Origin of the sequence: Carnobacterium alterfunditum DSM 5972 (assembly GCF_000744115.1) — a bacterium.
Classification (GTDB): domain Bacteria; phylum Bacillota; class Bacilli; order Lactobacillales; family Carnobacteriaceae; genus Carnobacterium_B; species Carnobacterium_B alterfunditum.
In genome coordinates this window covers 2,207,577-2,225,322 of record NZ_JQLG01000004.1, presented here as the reverse complement: position 1 = coordinate 2,225,322, position 17,746 = coordinate 2,207,577, and the positions used below count along the sequence as shown (strand labels likewise).

Annotated in this window: 13 protein-coding genes and 1 pseudogene; all 14 read right to left on the bottom strand. The window is 35.9% G+C overall.

The window, feature by feature from the left end; genetic code table 11:
* Positions 1-5 precede the first annotated feature (5 nt).
* The 14 genes and pseudogenes from BR50_RS10930 to rpsB all read right to left on the bottom strand — a co-directional run bounded on the left by BR50_RS10930 (position 6) and on the right by rpsB (position 17,675).
* Positions 6-311, bottom strand: a complete 306-nt coding sequence (locus tag BR50_RS10930) for a YlxQ-related RNA-binding protein (protein ID WP_081884500.1) — start codon at positions 309-311, stop codon at positions 6-8.
* The gene (rnpM, locus tag BR50_RS10925; RefSeq protein ID WP_034548606.1) at positions 308-592 is read right to left on the bottom strand and encodes an RNase P modulator RnpM; all 285 of its coding nucleotides are present in this window, start codon (positions 590-592) and stop codon (positions 308-310) included. Before rnpM ends, BR50_RS10930 begins: the two co-directional genes overlap by 4 nt.
* A gap of 263 nt (positions 593-855) precedes the next feature.
* Positions 856-1,885, bottom strand: a pseudogene (nusA, locus tag BR50_RS10920) (transcription termination factor NusA); the annotation flags it as partial.
* 35 nt (positions 1,886-1,920) lie between these two features.
* Complete coding sequence (gene rimP, locus BR50_RS10915; protein ID WP_034548604.1) at positions 1,921-2,394, bottom strand: ribosome maturation factor RimP; 474 nt, start codon at positions 2,392-2,394, stop codon at positions 1,921-1,923.
* Positions 2,395-2,597: 203 nt separating this feature from the next.
* Complete coding sequence (locus tag BR50_RS10910; RefSeq protein ID WP_034548602.1) at positions 2,598-6,938, bottom strand: PolC-type DNA polymerase III; 4,341 nt, start codon at positions 6,936-6,938, stop codon at positions 2,598-2,600.
* A 135-nt stretch (positions 6,939-7,073) separates the two neighbouring features.
* A complete protein-coding gene (locus tag BR50_RS10905) occupies positions 7,074-8,780 on the bottom strand; it encodes a proline--tRNA ligase (protein ID WP_034548601.1) in 1,707 nt (568 codons plus the stop codon).
* A gap of 57 nt (positions 8,781-8,837) precedes the next feature.
* Complete coding sequence (gene rseP, locus BR50_RS10900) at positions 8,838-10,109, bottom strand: RIP metalloprotease RseP (RefSeq protein ID WP_281247049.1); 1,272 nt, start codon at positions 10,107-10,109, stop codon at positions 8,838-8,840.
* Positions 10,110-10,402: 293 nt separating this feature from the next.
* A complete protein-coding gene (locus tag BR50_RS10895) occupies positions 10,403-11,812 on the bottom strand; it encodes an ISLre2 family transposase (protein WP_034545297.1) in 1,410 nt (469 codons plus the stop codon).
* A 188-nt stretch (positions 11,813-12,000) separates the two neighbouring features.
* Entirely contained in the window at positions 12,001-12,786 is a 786-nt protein-coding gene (locus BR50_RS10890; protein ID WP_034548598.1) for a phosphatidate cytidylyltransferase, read from the bottom strand.
* A gap of 21 nt (positions 12,787-12,807) precedes the next feature.
* Positions 12,808-13,584 carry an undecaprenyl pyrophosphate synthase gene (uppS, locus tag BR50_RS10885; RefSeq protein ID WP_034548597.1) on the bottom strand — a complete coding sequence of 259 codons (777 nt, stop codon included), beginning with the start codon at positions 13,582-13,584 and terminating at the stop codon, positions 12,808-12,810.
* Positions 13,585-14,162: 578 nt separating this feature from the next.
* Positions 14,163-14,720, bottom strand: coding sequence for a ribosome recycling factor (frr, locus tag BR50_RS10880; RefSeq protein ID WP_034548596.1), 558 nt, complete (start codon positions 14,718-14,720; stop codon positions 14,163-14,165).
* 2 nt (positions 14,721-14,722) lie between these two features.
* Positions 14,723-15,445: a UMP kinase gene (gene pyrH / locus BR50_RS10875; protein ID WP_034548595.1), complete on the bottom strand. Its 723-nt coding sequence runs from the start codon at positions 15,443-15,445 to the stop codon at positions 14,723-14,725.
* A 404-nt stretch (positions 15,446-15,849) separates the two neighbouring features.
* On the bottom strand, positions 15,850-16,731 hold the full coding sequence (gene tsf / locus BR50_RS10870) for a translation elongation factor Ts (protein WP_034548593.1): 882 nt from the start codon (positions 16,729-16,731) through the stop codon (positions 15,850-15,852).
* 155 nt (positions 16,732-16,886) lie between these two features.
* Positions 16,887-17,675 carry a 30S ribosomal protein S2 gene (rpsB, locus tag BR50_RS10865; RefSeq protein WP_034548592.1) on the bottom strand — a complete coding sequence of 263 codons (789 nt, stop codon included), beginning with the start codon at positions 17,673-17,675 and terminating at the stop codon, positions 16,887-16,889.
* Between the last annotated feature and the right edge of the window lie 71 nt (positions 17,676-17,746).

Below are 17,746 nucleotides of genomic sequence, written 5' to 3'. Positions count from 1 at the left end.
TCCAATTAAATTGATAATAATTCTCGGAATTTTTTTCCAAAGCCATTATCCGTGATGGTACAAATTGTTCGTTCTTTTCCTATTGCTTGGCTTAATTCACTTCTCGTAAAGTGAATTATAAAAGGAATATGATAATAATTGCACTTATCCGAGACTTTTTTCTTAGTATTTTCACTTGCATCAGTAGCTACAATCACGATTTTAGCAGATTGGTTTCTGATTTCTTTGATACTTAAATCTTCTCCAGTTGTAAGCTTTCCCGCTCTTGTTGCCATGCCTAAAAGATTCAATACCTTTTGTTCCTCTATCATAAACTCATCCTAGCTTTTTGATGTGTAACATAATCTAATAGTTCTTGATAAAAAATATCATCCAAAGTTGTCCCTAATACCTTATCTAGCACATGCCTGTCCCATGCAGATTGCACGATTTCAGGTTCTATTGAAACATATGCTCCTCGTCCTGGCAGTTTCCCGCTTGGATCGATAGCTACTTGATTTTCTTTATTTATAACAATTCGAATCATGTCTTTTTTAGGTTTCATTTCATTGGAAATGACGCATTTCCGCATAGGAATTTTACGTTTCGGCATTATCTTCACCTCTTGTTAGTCTTCCTTGTTATCTCGTTCTTCAGCTAATTCAATCAATTCTTCAGTTGCTTCAGGATCTAAATTGCCTTCTTCAACATCAGCATCAATCAGGATTTCGTCAAATTGAGTGTCTAGATCTTCAACAGATTCGATGATTTTTTCTTCGTCCATTTCTTGCTCTTGACTTTCAATAGCTTCAATGACTTTAGAATACTCAACATCTTTTTCTAATCCAACTTCTTCTTTAGCCATATTTATAGCATTCATGTCTGTTTCAGATTTGATATCGATCTTGTATCCGGTCAGCTTAGCCGCTAGTCGAGCATTTTGTCCTCGCTTACCAATAGCAAGAGATAATTGGTAATCTGGAACAACTACCAAACAGCTGCCAGCAGCTTCGTTGAAAGTGACATTGACAACTTGAGCAGGATTCAAAGCATTTCCGATATAAGTTGCAGGATCAGAATTCCATTCTACTATATCCATGTTTTCACCTTTCAGCTCATTCACGATAGCTTGCACACGTTGTCCTTTAGGCCCAACACATGTTCCAACTGGATCAATGTGTTCATCTCTAGAACGAACAGCTACTTTAGCACGGTCTCCAGCTTCTCTAGCAATAGAAACGATTTCAACAACTCCATCATAGATTTCAGGAACTTCTTGTTCAAATAGTCGTTTCAATAAATCGGGATGACTACGGCTAACAAATATTTGCGGTCCTTTTGACGTATTCTCAACTTTTGTCACGTAAACTTTTATCCGATCATGAGGTTTATATACTTCATTAGGGATTTGTTCTTGTTTAGATAAAACAGCTTCGATCTTCCCTAAATTAACATAGATATAGCGATGATCTTGTCGCTCAACAATACCTTGCATGATATCATTTTCATAAGTAATAAATTCATTGTAGATAATATTTCTTTCTGCTTCTCTTACGCGTTGCATGATAACTTGTTTAGCGGTTTGAGCGGCAATTCTTCCAAAATCTTTTGGTGTCACTTCAAAACGAATTTTATCACCTAATTCATAAGCTTTATTTAATTCTAAAGCTTCTTCAATGCCTACTTCAAGACGAGAGTCATAAACGACATCTGCAACTTCTTTCACAGAATAAACATGAATATTTCCTTTTTTTAAATCAAATTCGACCTCAACATTTTGTGCTTGGCCATAATTTTTTTTGTAAGCTGAAATTAAAGCAATCTCTAACGCTTCAACAACGAATTCTTTAGAAATTCCTTTTTCTTGTTCTAAAGCATCAAGAGCATTTAACATTTCTTTGCTCATTTTTCACTTCTCTCCTATCTCTAACAATCATTTAATTAAAATTGAATGGCTCTTCTAGCTTTCGCAATTATTTTTCGGTTGAACTCAATATCTTTTACTCTTGTTTTAATGCGAATAGTCAATATTAACGTTTCATCATTAATTTCTTTTAATGTACCTTCATATGTTTTTTCACCATCTACAGGTTCATATAAAGAAATATGGATGTATTCTCCAACTGCATTTATATAATCTTCTTCTTTTTTTAATGGTCTTTCAGCTCCAGGAGATGAAACCTCCAAGAAGTATGCTTGTGGGATAGGATCTGGATTGATTTTATCCATATGTTCGCTTATTTGTTCACTAACTAGTGCGCAATCCTCTAAATCAATTCCTTCTGGCTTATCAATATAAACCCTTAAGAACCAATTTTTGCCTTCTTTTATGAACTCTATATCTGCTAATTCAAACTGATTTCTTTCAACAATAGGTTGCACGATTTCAGTTATTGCTTCTACAACATTACTCAACTTTTTCGCCTCCTTATAGTTAGTTTTCTAACTTACTGCCGAAAAAGAGTGAGCGTTACCGCTCACTCTCAACAGAATATCTAAATCCAAATAAATGATACCATAAAATCAAGTAATAAGCAACAAAACACTATCAAGTAAGTCTTTCTAGTTGATTTTCAACTAGAAAAATATTCTGATCCAGATGGATCGAGAGTGGATCATTAGAAGAGATCAAATAATGACAATTGATTTTCATCAGGCAATCCCTTTAATACTCCGTTCTCATTTAAATACTCAATAACTGTTTTAGAAACTTTGCCTCTTTTAGCTAAATCTTCTTTTGAAAGGAACGGTTTATCTTTTCTTGCTTCAATAATTTGTTTAGCAACGTTGGCTCCTAAACTTGGTACGGCCCTTAACGGTGCAATCAGCGAATTGCCTTCAATAACAAAATCAGATGCATCTGATTTTGTTAAATCTACCATTTTAAAATTAAATCCCCGTTCAACCATTTCATTACTTAATTCCAAAACAGTTAAAAGATTCTTTTCTTTAGTTGAAGCATCTAGCCCTTTATCAGTGATTTCTTTCATTTTTTCTTTTATGCTATCTTTCCCTTTTGCCATAGCCACTAAATCAAAATCATCTGCACGTACAGAGAAATAGGCAGCATAATAAAGTATTGGAAAATGGACTTTGTAATAAGCTACACGTAAAGCCATTAGAACATAAGCTGCAGCATGGGCTTTAGGAAACATATACTTGATTTTCAAACAAGATTCGATATACCACTCGGGAATATTTTCATCTCGCATAGCTTTTTGCCAATCATCAGGAATTCCTTTTCCTTTACGAACGGATTCCATTATTTTGAAAGCTAAACCATCTTCTAACCCATTATGGATCAGATAAACCATAATATCATCACGACAACCGATAACTTCTGACAAAGGGATATCATTCATTCGGATCAACTCTTCCGCATTTCCTAACCATACATCCGTTCCATGTGATAATCCAGATATTTGCAGCAATTCAGCAAATGTTGTCGGCAACGTTTCTTCTAACATTCCTCTAACAAAACGTGTACCAAATTCTGGAATACCTAGCGTACCTGTTTTCGATTGGATTTGTTCCGGAGTTACTCCAAGAACTTCAGTCCCACCAAAAATTTTCATTACTTCCGGATCATCAGTAGGAATAGTTTTAGGATCGATCCCAGATAAATCTTGCAACATTCGGATAACCGTTGGATCATCATGACCAAGTATATCTAATTTCAAGACATTATCGTGAATAGAATGGAAATCAAAATGCGTTGTTTTCCATTCTGAATCTTGTGCATCAGCTGGAAATTGAATTGGTGTAAAGTCATATACATCCATATAATCTGGGATAACGATAATACCTCCGGGATGCTGGCCAGTAGTTCTTTTAACTCCTGTAAATCCTTTTGCTAAACGGTCGATTTCTGCAGCGCGTAAGGTTAAATTGTTATCTCGTTCATATCCTTTTACATAACCGAATGCCGTTCTGTCAGCCACAGTACCAATTGTTCCAGCACGAAATACATATTCTTCACCAAACAGTTCCTTCGTGTAATTATGTGCTTTCGATTGATAATCGCCTGAAAAATTTAAATCAATATCTGGTACTTTATCTCCATAAAATCCTAAGAATGTTTCAAATGGGATATCATGTCCATCTTTGTGCAGACGAGCTTCACATGCTGGGCAATTTTTATCTGGAAGATCATATCCCGAACCTACTGAACCGTCTGTAAAAAACTCGGAATACTGACAATTAGGACAACTATAGTGCGGCGGCATTGGATTTACTTCTGTGATACCAGTCATTGTTGCAACAAAACTAGATCCTACAGAACCCCGAGAACCCACCAAATAGCCATCTGACATACTTTTATGAACCAATTTTTGCGAAATCAAGTAAATAACCGAGAAGCCATTTCCGATGATACTATTCAGTTCTTTTTCGATTCTTTTTTCAATGATTTCCGGTAATGGATTGCCATATAATCGATGCGCTTCATCATAACTCAATTGACGTATTTCATCTTCTGAGCCCTCAATTTTTGGAGTGTAAAGATCCGTTTTTATTGGTGTGATAGACTCATCCACCATATCTGCAATTTTATGTGTATTTTTGACAACGATTTGCTGTGCTGTTTCTTCTCCTAAAAATGAGAAAGTCTCTAACATCTCCGTTGTTGTTCTAAAATGGACTTCAGGCAGTTCAGAACGGTTCAGAGGATTGGCTCCACCTTGAGAATTGATCAATATTTTACGATAAATACGGTCTTCAGGATTCAAATAATGTACATTTCCCGTTGCAACTACTGGAATATTTAGTTCCTCACCAATTTTAACGAGATTACGAATAATTTCTTCCAAATCTGATTCATCTTTCACCAATTCTTTTTCGATCAAAGGAGCATAAACTTCTTTTGGCATAACTTCAATGTAATCATAAAATTTTGCTTTATTTTTTGCTTCATCGTATCCTTTTTGCATCATGGCTTCAAAAACTTCTCCTTGACTACAAGCTGTACCGATAATTAAGCCTTCTCGTAGTTTGTTCAATTCAGAACGCGGCAATCGTGCCGTTCGAAAGAAGTAGTCGACCATGGATGAAGAAATCAATTTAAAAAGATTTTTCAACCCTGCTTGAGAGGTTGCAATAATAGTTGCATGAAATGGCCGAGCCCGTTTATAGGTATCGCCTTCTCCAATATGATCATTTAATTGATCATGATAAAACATGTCATGCTCTTCTCTAGCCTCTTTTAGAAAAAGCCAGCATAATTGTCCAGTCGTTTCAGCATCATAAATAGCGCGATGGTGTTGTTCTAAAGTAATACCATATTTTTTTGCTAATGTGTTCAAACGATGACCTTTAAATTGCGGATGTAAAAAACGTGACAGCTCTAACGTATCGATTACTGGATTTACAGCATCAGGTATATCGTATTTAGCATTACTCGTATTTAGAAATCCCATATCAAAACTAGCATTATGAGCAACTAAAATTAAATCTCCAGCAAAGGCCTTAAACAAGTTCAAAACTTCTTCTTCAGATTTTGAACCATGGACCATTTCATCGGTAATACCGGTTAAATTGATCGTAGTTTGTGATAATGGATGTCCAGGATCAATAAATTGCTCGAATGATTCAATGACATTCCCTTTATGCATTTTAACCGCAGATAACTCAATAATGGTGTTGTATACAGCTGAAAGACCGGTCGTTTCTACGTCAAAAATAACGTATGTAGCGTCAGTCAATTCAATATGCTCAGCATTATATGCAATAGGCACGCCGTCATCAACAATATTGGCTTCTATTCCATAAAGAATTTTCACTCCGTTTTTTTGGCCTGCATGAAAAGCATCTGGAAAAGATTGAGCACCAAAATGATCGGTTATCGCAACAGCCTTATGTCCCCATTTAGCTGCTTGATCAACCAAATCTGTAACAGTATCGATTGCATCCATTTGGCTCATGTTGCTGTGCAAATGCAGCTCTACACGTTTATTGTCTTCTGGGGCTGTATCTTTACGCGTTTCATGCTCCCATTCAGTAATATCTTGAGCATTCAACACTAAATCCCGCATAAAGTTATCTTCTTGGACGCTTCCTCTTGCTCGGATCCACATCCCCTTCTTGATTGCTGCAAATGCGGCTTCGTCTTCAGGAGTATTCGAGAATTTCTTCACTGAAAAAGAAGACGTATAGTCAGTCATTTTCAGGATCAGCAACTGTCTTTCAGATCTTAATACACGCACTTCGACATCAAATACATAGCCTTCTATGGTTACGCGGCGTTCTTCTTCGATAATTTGATCCATCAATTTGATTTCTTCTTTTGCTGTGATTTTCCGCCCTAAAACGACTTGTCCTTTATGAGCTTGAACTTGATTTTTATTTTGTTTTTTTTCTTGTTCGGCTTTTTGGATATTTTCATTCGCGCGAATCGCCAAAAGTGTTTCAGATTCTTCTTTTTTCGCTTGGAATTCTGCTATCTTTTTCAAATGTGCTTCTTCATCAATAACCGGTTCGATTTTAAATTTTGGAAATCCTAAAGAAGCATAAGCTTCTTCAACAGGGGGAAGATATTGATTCATCAAATGACTTTTTACAACTTCATTTTCAACATGGAATTGAATTTTTTTCCCGTTTAAAAGCGGAAACTGCTCTCTGAACGGTCTGTCGCAGATTGGTGAAGAAACTTCGCTTAACTTTACTGCAGCTGACCAGTAATGTTCCAATTTTTCAATCGTCAGCACTGGCTGTAACGTATCAATAGTTACTTGGACACTTGCAATTGAATGAAAAGCCAATTGCATTTTTTCTGAAAGGTTTTGATATATTTCAAAAGGTAAAATATCTTGAAATTGCAAATGGAAATTCCAAGATTTTGACAATTTATGAACGGTAACTTTTAAGATTTTTGCTTGAGAAAAATAAGATTTATAGCGTTCTTCATGCTGTAAGCCTACTTGTTCTAATAATTTTTGAAATAATTCTTCTTGGTTTAAACTCATGAGAAACTCCTTTCACTTGCTAAGGTACAATTAAAGAAACACAATCATCAATAGAATAAACAATTGCAAAAGGAGTGCAGACAAGTGTATAAACGTACTTGTTTGAACTCCTTTCACAGTAATATTTTTATGCTATTAGATAGAACTTAGCAGGATATTTAACGTATCGATTAATTCGTCTGTACGTACCTCTAAAGCTTCTCCGGTTTTTTTGAGCTTTAATTCAACGATATTTTCTTGAGCTTTTTTACCTACTGTTATACGGATAGGCAATCCAATTAGATCTGAATCTTTGAATTTCACACCTGCTCGTTCATTACGGTCGTCAAGTAAAACAGAAAACCCAGCATTTTGTAAAGAATCATATAATTCATTTGATAAACTAACTTGATCTTCTGCTTTCATATTGATAGGGATCAAATGAAGTTCATATGGTGAGAGATGTCTTGGCCAATTCAGACCTTCCTCATTAGACTGCTGCTCTGTGATAGCTGACAGTAAACGGCTGACACCAATTCCATAACAACCCATAACTACTGGAATAGAACGTCCGTTATTGTTTAAAACTGTAGCGTTCATCGCTTCAGAATAACGTGTTCCTAATTTAAAAATATGACCAATTTCGATCCCTTTTGCAAATTTCAATACCCCTTGTCCATCAGGAGATAGTTCGCCCTCTTGAACAAATCGTAAATCAACATATGCTTCAACATGTGAATCACGTTCTAAGTTTACATTTAAGTAGTGTTGGCCATTTTCGTTAGCTCCAGCAACAGCATTCACCATATCTTGGACAAAAACATCTGCAATGACCCTGAACTCTTCACTGATCCCAACCGGTCCTATCGAACCAGTATTTACGCCTAAATAGTTTACCGTTTCTTCTTCCGTTGCCAATTCTAAAAAGGTTGTATCAAGATGATTTTTTAACTTGACCTCATTTACTTCATGATCACCTCGAACAATAACTAAAACAGGTTTTTCATCTGCAATAAATAATAAGCTCTTCAGCACTTTTTCTGGCTCAACTTCTAGGAATGCTGAAACTTCAGAAATTGTTTTACTATTCGGTGTTTCAACTTTTTCCAATCCTTTTTCATTTTCGAGTGATTTTTTACGCATATGGAGACTGGTAGCCATTTCTAAGTTAGCTGAATAGTCACTTGAATCTGAGTAGACGATAGTGTCTTCTCCAATGTCTGATAGTGCCATAAATTCTTTAGAATTGCTTCCGCCCATTGCGCCTGCATCTCCAATAATATTTCTGAAATCCAGACCACAACGTTCAAATATTCTCGTATAAGCTTTTTCGAATTCTTGGTAGGTTTCATCTAGACTTTCGAAACTATCATGAAAAGAATACGCATCTTTCATAATAAATTCTCTGCCTCTTAGCAATCCAGAACGAGGACGTTTTTCATCACGAAACTTTGTTTGGATTTGATACAAAGAGAGCGGCAAACGTTTGTATGATGTGATTTCATCACGTATCAAAGTTGTGAAGGCTTCTTCATGAGTAGGTCCTAAGAGATAGTCGCGACCATGACGATCTTGTAATTTCATCAAGTCTTCGCCATATGTTTCGTAACGTCCTGACTCTTCCCATAATTCACGAGGTAAAAGAGAAGGCATCAACATCTCAACAGCGTCGATTTTTTCGAATTCTTCACGCATAATAGTTTTTATTTTTTCTATCACGCGAGTTGCTAATGGCAAATAGCTGTATACACCACTTGAAATTTGTCTGATATATCCAGCTCTTAATAACATTTTATGGCTTAAAACCTCTGCCTCATTAGGTACATCTCTTAGAGTTGGGATAAATACTTTTGATTGTTTCATTATTTGCTATCTCCTTTTTGATACGTTAAATTCATCTTTACCTAATAGTTTTTATGCTTAATTAAAAAAATATGTTTGGATATCATTCCATGTAACTAATACCATCAACAATAATAGTAAACCGATACCGATCAAAGTGATGATGCCTTCTTTTTCTTCGCTTAAAGGCTTTCTCCGGATGCCTTCTACGATATTTAACAGCAGTTTTCCACCATCAAGACCTGGAATAGGCAGCATGTTTACGATTCCTAAATTAACACTTAATACTGCTAACCAATTGACTATTGCTATTAGACCCACTTGAACAACTGATTCTGTTGCTGCATAGATAGCAACTGGACCGCCAAACATATCAATTGAAAAGCCTTTTGTAAACATCGAACCGAGTATTGTAAATAATTGGATCATTAAAAACCAAGTTTGAGAAAAACCAAAACTGATTTTATCCCATAATGAAGTTTTCAATGCAGCTTGGACACCGATCTGACCGACTTCTGTTCCATCAGCTGCTTCATTAGCGACAGGGGTTATCGGCACTAATTTTTCAGTACCCTCAGTTGATTCAATGTGAAAAGTCAATTCAGTCTCTGGATTGACTCGAACGATTTCTACCATTTCAAACCAGCTGGTAACTTTTTCATCATCAATTTGAACCACTCGATCGCCTGCTTTTAAACCAGCTTCTTCTGCAACACTATCTGGCATGATCGTACCCAAAGTATTTTCTTGGCTGACTACCCCACCTTGTAAGAAGGCAAGTACAATGAAGGCAACTATCGCTAGAATAATGTTGTTCATTGGTCCAGCAAAGTTTGTCATCATTCTTTTAGGCAGACTAGCCGATTGAAATTGAACATCAAGCGGTGCAATTTGGACTTCTGTTCCATCCTCTTCAATAATCATTGCATTTCTTAATACTGGATAGCGAACTAGATTGGTTTCATCTCCAGCTATATAGCCTTCAACATATAATTTATTTTCTAAATCAATTGAACTGATTTCCATTGGGACTGCATTTAATAATTGCTTTTTCTTATAATTATTAATTAAAGTCACTTCATTCATTTCATTTAAAAGCAAACCAATAGGTGTACCCGGTTTAATGTCTGCTTCTTCTTCATATCCAGCCATGCGAACGTATCCGCCTATAGGTAAGATACGAATAGTAAATGTCGTTTCCCCTTTTCGATAAGAAAATATTTTCGGACCAAATCCAATCGCAAATTCTCTAACTAAGATGCCTGCTTTTTTTGCAAAATAATAATGTCCAAATTCATGGAAAATTACTAAGATACTAAACACTATAATAAAGGTAATAATAGTAGTGATCATATACTCTCTCCTTTGTTTGCTTTTAAAGAACTGATTCTAAAAATCTCTTTTAATTTTTTATGATCGATCTTGTATATAAAACAAGTTTAATTCTATCATAATTTAAGTGTAATGACCAATCGACTTATCGATTTGTCTGTGTCAAGTTTTTCTCGGTCGTCCTATTATCCTGCTAGTTTAGGCGTTCTACTTTTGTACACTCGTCTACTACCGCACGGCTCCGCCGTTTGCTGGCCCATCCGTTTGGAGAAGGTTCCTAAAACAAGGAACCTTCCCCAAACAGAAGGGAATTAACGAAAACTTTTTATGAGTTTCCCCATTGCTGATGAATGAGAAGCATACAACGGCATTGTCCCATCCTTTGCACCAACCGACTGACGTGTCTTCTGATGCAATAGCGACGATAAACGAACCGTTTGTTTCAGCTTGCGTTGTTGTCTCGTACTCCTATTTTGTTGGTGAAGATAGGCGTCACGTAACGTGTGATTTAAGATGCCTTGTTTTACCTTTACCATGGCTTCACAGCCTTCTTCGCTCCAATGCATCCCACGCTTTTTCATCCGAAAAGAAATATGCCGCTGATTCGACTCCATTGCGCCTAAACCTCTTGCGTCCTGCGGAACCTGTTCTACTTTTTCACGCCAATCGAAAATTCGATCCCAATTCCGTAATACGTATGTTCTAAAGGTAGTCAGTTTTTCCACTGCTGGTGTCTCGTCTAGTGTGCTTTCATAAGTATCCAACCAGATTGTTAACTCATTTAAATCATGTGTTTTTAAAGCTTGATTGACCTTCTGTTTAAAGAGGCTAGTCTGTGAACCAAACGCGCGATTTAAGCCTTGGAAGATGTGATAAGAGTCTAACTGATTGACTACAGGATAGTTCGACTGAGAAAAGGCTTCTTGAAATTTGTCTGCGGTATAGCCTTGTCCACCGTCACTATTGGTAATGACTTGAGCTTGTTGTAACGCATAATGACTCGCAGTAAAGGCTTGAACTTCTGCCCAAAAACCAGCCGTTTTTTTAGTCGTCATGATCGCTTTAGGCTCCTTTAAGGAGACTCTCTTTCCATTTTTCTCCCAGCCTTCGTAAAGTAGCGCATGACGAACTTCTAAGCTTTTTCTCTTTTCCGTCCCACGAACAAAAATGCCATCAGCCTCGGCGTAAAAATAGTCCACTTTTTTACCTTCTGGCAACTCGACGGCTTCGTCTAGTTCTACTACCATTTCTTCATCTTCACGTGCTTGTGCTCCTCCAACTCGTTTAAGAAGACTGCCGACTGTTTGGTGACTAATAGTGACTGCCGTCCATTCTTTCAATAATTCAGCGGTGTCCCGGTAGGTACACTTACTAGCTAGTTCTGCTACTTTCACTTCTACGAGTGGACTATGGCGTTGGTAGTTTCGAATGCCTAACCAGTCATCTAGCGGATAATGATTTTGACTCTCTTGATCGACCATTAAGGTACGGCGATAACGAACAGGACCAAAAATAAACTGAACGGTTTTCCAATCGTCTCGTTTCACTTTCCAGCCTTCGCCTTGTTTTTGTTCTTTGATCACTTGATTCATATGGGTGAAGATATCTCCTACTAATTCAGTGAATACTTCATACATATAGAGTTGTATAGACTCCTCTGTAGCGATTAAATCGCTCGATTCCTTTATTATTTCATATAATTTTGTTATAATTCTATCCATAAGAAGGCCTCTTTCATCTATGTATTTGCCGCTCAGCATACATTTATGATAGAACGCCTTCTTTCATTTTGCTAGTAAAAAATAAAATCATCTCGAGAACTATTTTACACATACTATCGATTTATTGGCTATATGAGAAAAGCAGCCATCGCAATAAAGGATAACTACTTTTTCATTCGATATGCAGATTAAATCAGACCTGAATAATAGATGACCGGCAATACAAATAGCAAACTGTCAAACCGGTCTAGAATACCGCCATGTCCTGGCAACAAATTACCAGAATCTTTTACACCGTAATACCGCTTAAATGCAGATTCAACTAAGTCACCTAACTGACCAGCTATTGAGAGAATGAAAGTTAAAGCTAACATCCATCCTATGTTGTAATTTTGCGGGTAGTATGTCAAATAAATAAATGCTACGATCATTGCCATGACTACGCCACCTACAGCTCCTTCGATAGTTTTATTTGGACTGATTGATGGAGCAAGCTTATGTTTACCCAATTTTCTGCCAATCAAGTAAGCTCCAATATCTGTTGCCCAGACAACAAATAAAACAAATAATAATAAGTCTAACCCTGAATATCTTGTTAATAACAAGAATCTAAACCCGAACCCTATGTACATTATCCCTAGAACTGAAACCGCTACATCATCAAATGTAAAATTATTTTTTGAGAATACGGTACAGACTAATAATAATAATACAAAAAGATATAAAATCATTTGAGTGTCCATATATTCTGGTAAAATCATTGCTGCATATTGCGGTAACAATAACCCCAATAAAGCTATGATCGAAATAATGCCTTCTACTGTAAAAATCTTATTACCCTTCATTCTAAATAGTTCAAATAATGCGATTATTCCCAGTACAGCAACCACAAGCTCTAAAATCCAAGAACCCATATAAACTACTGGAACAAAAAGAATAAGACCGATAATTGCTGTAATAATACGTTGTTTCACTTTTATTTCCCCCTATCTTGATTATAATCCTCCAAAACGTCGGTGTCTTTTTTGATAAACCCCTATTGCTTGTTCTAAAGCTTGCTCATTAAAGTCTGGCCAAAGAACTTGAGAGAAGTAAAACTCACTATAAGCATTTTGCCATAACATAAAATTACTGATCCGTTCTTCACCACTTGTGCGAATCATCAAATCAACATTTTGATATTCTTTTAAGTCACAAGTCATCAAAGATTCTTCAAATAAAGATTCTGTAATGTCTTCTACATCGATTTCTCCTGCTTTAACTTTTTTTGCAAGAGCTTTTGAAGCTTCAAGCAATTCACTGCGTCCCCCATAATTGAGCGCAAAATTTAACACCATACCGGTATTCCTTTCGGTAACAGATATTGCCTGTTCGACTGATTCCTGCGTATGTTTTGGAAGTTGGTCTATAAATCCTATGACTTGTACTTTAATATTCTGCTCCATCAATTCAGGTACAAAAGTATCGAAAAAATCAACGGGTAATTGCATTAAAAAATTCACTTCATCATCTGGTCGTTTCCAATTTTCAGTCGAAAATGCGTAAAGTGATAATACTTTAACACCAATCTGACTTGCTCTTTTGGTTACTTTTTTAACAGTATTCATGCCCTCTTTATGACCAGCAATTCGAGGCATAAATTTATTTTTAGCCCAGCGTCCATTTCCATCCATAATAATCGCGATATGTTGTGGAATCGTTTCATCAATGTTAAAAGAAACAGTCGTCATTTCTTTTATTTTTTGATTTCTTTTATTAAATAAGCCTTTCAAGTATTTCCCTCCACTTCGTAATTCAACATTATTCATTGTAGCAAAAAAGGGTATAAAAACCTATCAAATTTACTAAGAAACAACTTTTTTAGTAAATATTTAAGAAATAAACAAATTTTGATTTCCATACTTTATTTATACTATTTCTTTTTATTCCTTTGTTTAGCACTTATAATCAAAAGAAGCCTTTTATTAGGCTCGAAAAACGAAAAATGCTATAATAAATTGTGCGTAGCTAGCTATTTAAGGGGGACACTAAAAATGAAAAGAATGATCAAAAAGTTTATCGTCGGTTTAATTATTTCTGCTGTAGTAACCAAATTAACTAGTTTATTAATGGGTGAAAATAAAGAAGAAGCTTAATCAAGGATTTTTATAAGAAAAGGGTTATTGTCTCCTCATCTAAGGGCAGTAACCCTTTTTAACTGTCCTTTTTCTCCTTAGCGCTCTTCTATGTTATAAAGATCCAAATAAAAAAATTTAATTTATTTTCAAACTATCCTATTGCATAGTCAGTCAAAAATACAAAAAAAGGATCAGAACAATAGGCCCCGATCCTTTACTTGCTTATCCTTTAATTATACGTCTAATAATTCTTTTTCTTTTTCAGTAGCTATAACATCAAGATTTTTAACACTCTCATTAGTAATTTTTTGTATATCTTCTTCAAGAGTACGTAAATCATCTTGAGTAATCTCGTTATTTTTTTCAGCTTTTTTTAATTCTTCGATAGCTTCGCGACGAATGTTACGAACAGAAACTTTAGCATTTTCAGATTCCTTACCAACTTTTTTTGCCATTTCTTTACGGCGTTCTTCAGTCAACTGTGGAATTACTAAGCGAATGACATTTCCATCATTTGCAGGATTAATTCCGATATCACTTTGCATAATTGATTTTTCAATATCAGGGATCGATGTTTTATCAAACGGTGTGATCATTAGAACACGAGGTTCTGGAACTGAAATTTGAGCTAATTGTTTTAAGGGTGTAGGCGCTCCATAATAGACCACGCTGATTCTGTCTAATAGACCTGCGTTGGCACGGCCTGCACGAATCATTCCCAATTCACGTTGTAAAGCTGCTTCTGTTTTAACCATTTTTTCTTTTGCTGTTTGTAAAATTGTATTTGTCATCGTTATTTCCCCCTAACAGTTGTTCCAATAGTTTCACCTAATGCAACACGTTTTATATTTCCTGTTTCATTTAAATTGAACACAACCAATGGAATATTATTATCCATGCTCAATGAACTTGCTGTCGTATCCATCACTTGCAAACCTTTATTGATGATTTCTAAATGCGTTAATTCTTCAAATTTCGTAGCTGTTTTATCTAATTTTGGATCTGCTGAATAAATACCATCAACATTATTTTTAGCCATTAATATCACATCAGCATCAATTTCTGCTGCTCTTAAAGCAGATGTTGTATCTGTTGAAAAATAAGGATTTCCCGTTCCACCTGCAAAAATGACAACTCTTCCTTTTTCTAAATGACGCACTGCTTTTCTACGGATATACGGTTCAGCGATTTGACGCATTTCGATTGATGTCTGTACTCGCGTTGGTACTCCTTCATTTTCAAGACAATCTTGTAATGCCAAAGCATTGATCACTGTAGCTAGCATACCCATGTAGTCTGCTTGTGCTCGTTCCATACCCATTTCAGAACCAATTTGACCGCGCCAAATATTTCCGCCTCCGACAACAATAGCAATTTCTACACCTAATTCTTTTACTTCTTTAATTTCTCGACAAATTTCTTTTATTGTTGGTGGTTTTATTCCAAATCCTGTGTCACCTGCTAGGGCTTCACCACTTAGTTTTAAAACAATACGTTTATACTTTGGTTCAATCATTTAAATTTCCCTCCATTGGCTCATTCACTTTTATTATTTTACCATACTCTGACGAAAACTTCATTAAAAGATAGACCTTGTACTGGTTCTATTAATTGAAATTGCTAAGTGGAAATCTTTCTGGACTGCACATCTATCTCACCAATTAATTAGCTTTCAAAACTGACCGATTCTAATAAAAAGGGTCTATAATTTTTAGTGCTGATAGTTTTGATCCAATTACTCACCCAATTTTTTTGAAGAATAGGGTTGATTACAACTTTAAAGAAAGTGCTCTAGGCAAACAAACCTGATCATCCCAGAAGAAATTTCATTTTGAAGTATCCATACCATTTAACGTAGAACCAATAAAATCGCTAGAAAAAAAGGAACGCAATTGTTGCGTTCCTTTTTCTATGAATCTTCTATTTTTTAACTTGATTCATAACTTCTTCAGCAAAGTTTTCTTCTCGTTTTTCAATTCCTTCGCCAACTTCAAAACGTACAAACGATTTAACTACAGCGCCTTTTGATTCAATATATTGACCAACTGTTTGATCTGGATCTTTAACAAATGGTTGATCTACTAAACTAATTTCTGCTAAATATTTGTTCATACGGCCTTTGATCATTTTTTCAACAATATTAGCTGGTTTACCTTCATTTAAAGCTTGTTCAGTTAAGATTTTTGTTTCATGGTCGATTTCTTCTTGAGAAACTTGATCACTAGAAACGTATCTTGGATTGCTAGCTGCAATATGCATAGCAACATCACGAGCAGCATCTTCATCAGTTGTTCCTTCCAGAACGACTAATACAGCAATGCGTCCGCCCATGTGGATGTAAGCTCCAAAAGCGTCTGCGTCAGTTTTTTCAACACGTGAAAAACGACGTAATTCGATTTTTTCACCGATTTTAGTTACTGCTGCTAATATTTCAGTTTCTACCGTACCGTCTCCTGCTTTAAGAGATTTAACGTCTTCAACTGTTTCTGGATTTCCTTCAGCAACTGCTTCAGTTACATCTTTAACTAATTTTTGGAATTGTACATTCTTAGAAACAAAGTCAGTTTCTGAGTTGATTTCTGTAATAGAACCAACATTTCCGTTTACGTATACGCCAGCTAGACCTTCAGCAGCAATACGGTCAGCTTTTTTAGCAGCTTTTGCTACTCCTGTTTCTCTTAAATGATCTACTGCAGCGTCGATGTCTCCATCAACAGCAACTAATGCCTTTTTAGCGTCCATCATTCCTACGCCAGTCATGTCGCGTAATTGTTTAACTAGTTGAGCTGATACTTTTGCCATTCTATATTTCCTCCTAATAAATTACATTATTCTTTTTTAGATAAAATTTCACAAAAAAAGACTGACCCGTCAAGAAAGAAATGACGCCGCTTCGCAAAAAGTCGCTTTTCACTTCTCCCTACTCGAGACAGCCTTGTATAGTGTTGCTAATTTAATTATTCAGCGTTTTTTCCTTCAACAGCTTCAACAATTTCTTCAATTGAAGCAGTTTCAGAAGCTACAGGTGCTTCAGGTGTGAATGTTTCTTCAACAACTTCATCTTCACCTTGATTTCCTTCGATCATAGCATCAGCCATTTTTGAAGTAATCAATTTAACAGCGCGGATAGCGTCATCGTTTGATGGGATGATAACATCGATTTCATCTGGATCACAGTTAGTATCAACCATTGCTACTACTGGAATGTTTAATTTGTGTGCTTCTTGGATTGCGATACGTTCTTTGCGAGGGTCAACAACGAACATTACATCTGGAATTCTTGGCATATCTTGGATACCACCTAAGAATTTTTCAAGACGGTCACGTTGTTTGATCAAGATCCCTACTTCTTTTTTAGGAAGGACATCAAAAGTTCCGTCTTCTTCCATTTTATTGATTGCTTTCAAACGTTTGATACGTTTTTGGATAGTATCCCAGTTTGTCAATGTTCCACCTAACCAACGGTGGTTTACAAAGTATTGTCCAGCACGAGTTGCTTCATCTTTGATAGCTTCTTGTGCTTGTTTTTTAGTACCAACGAATAAAGCGATTCCGCCATTTTCAGATACTTCTTTCATGTAGTTGTATGCTGTATCAGCTAACTTAACTGTTTTTTGTAAGTCGATGATATAGATACCATTTCTTTCTGTAAAGATATAACGTTTCATTTTTGGGTTCCAACGACGTGTTTGGTGACCAAAATGTACTCCTGCTTCAAGCAATTGTTTCATTGAAATTACTGCCATGATATATTTCCTCCATTGGTTTTTTATTTTCCTCCTTCAAATTCAACTGTAAGGAGACTTGATTGATCAAG

What these genes read in the sequence shown, in the direction of transcription:
- BR50_RS10930 (WP_081884500.1), bottom strand. Translation starts at nt 311, where the DNA reads ATGATAGAGGAACAAAAGGTATTGAATCTTTTAGGCATGGCAACAAGA.
- rnpM (WP_034548606.1), bottom strand. Translation starts at nt 592, where the DNA reads ATGCCGAAACGTAAAATTCCTATGCGGAAATGCGTCATTTCCAATGAA.
- BR50_RS10910 (WP_034548602.1), bottom strand. Translation starts at nt 6,938, where the DNA reads ATGAGTTTAAACCAAGAAGAATTATTTCAAAAATTATTAGAACAAGTA.
- BR50_RS10905 (WP_034548601.1), bottom strand. Translation starts at nt 8,780, where the DNA reads ATGAAACAATCAAAAGTATTTATCCCAACTCTAAGAGATGTACCTAAT.
- BR50_RS10895 (WP_034545297.1), bottom strand. Translation starts at nt 11,812, where the DNA reads ATGGATAGAATTATAACAAAATTATATGAAATAATAAAGGAATCGAGC.
- frr (WP_034548596.1), bottom strand. Translation starts at nt 14,720, where the DNA reads ATGACAAATACAATTTTACAAACAGCAAAAGAAAAAATGGTTAAAACA.
- pyrH (WP_034548595.1), bottom strand. Translation starts at nt 15,445, where the DNA reads ATGATTGAACCAAAGTATAAACGTATTGTTTTAAAACTAAGTGGTGAA.
- tsf (WP_034548593.1), bottom strand. Translation starts at nt 16,731, where the DNA reads ATGGCAAAAGTATCAGCTCAACTAGTTAAACAATTACGCGACATGACT.
- rpsB (WP_034548592.1), bottom strand. Translation starts at nt 17,675, where the DNA reads ATGGCAGTAATTTCAATGAAACAATTGCTTGAAGCAGGAGTACATTTT.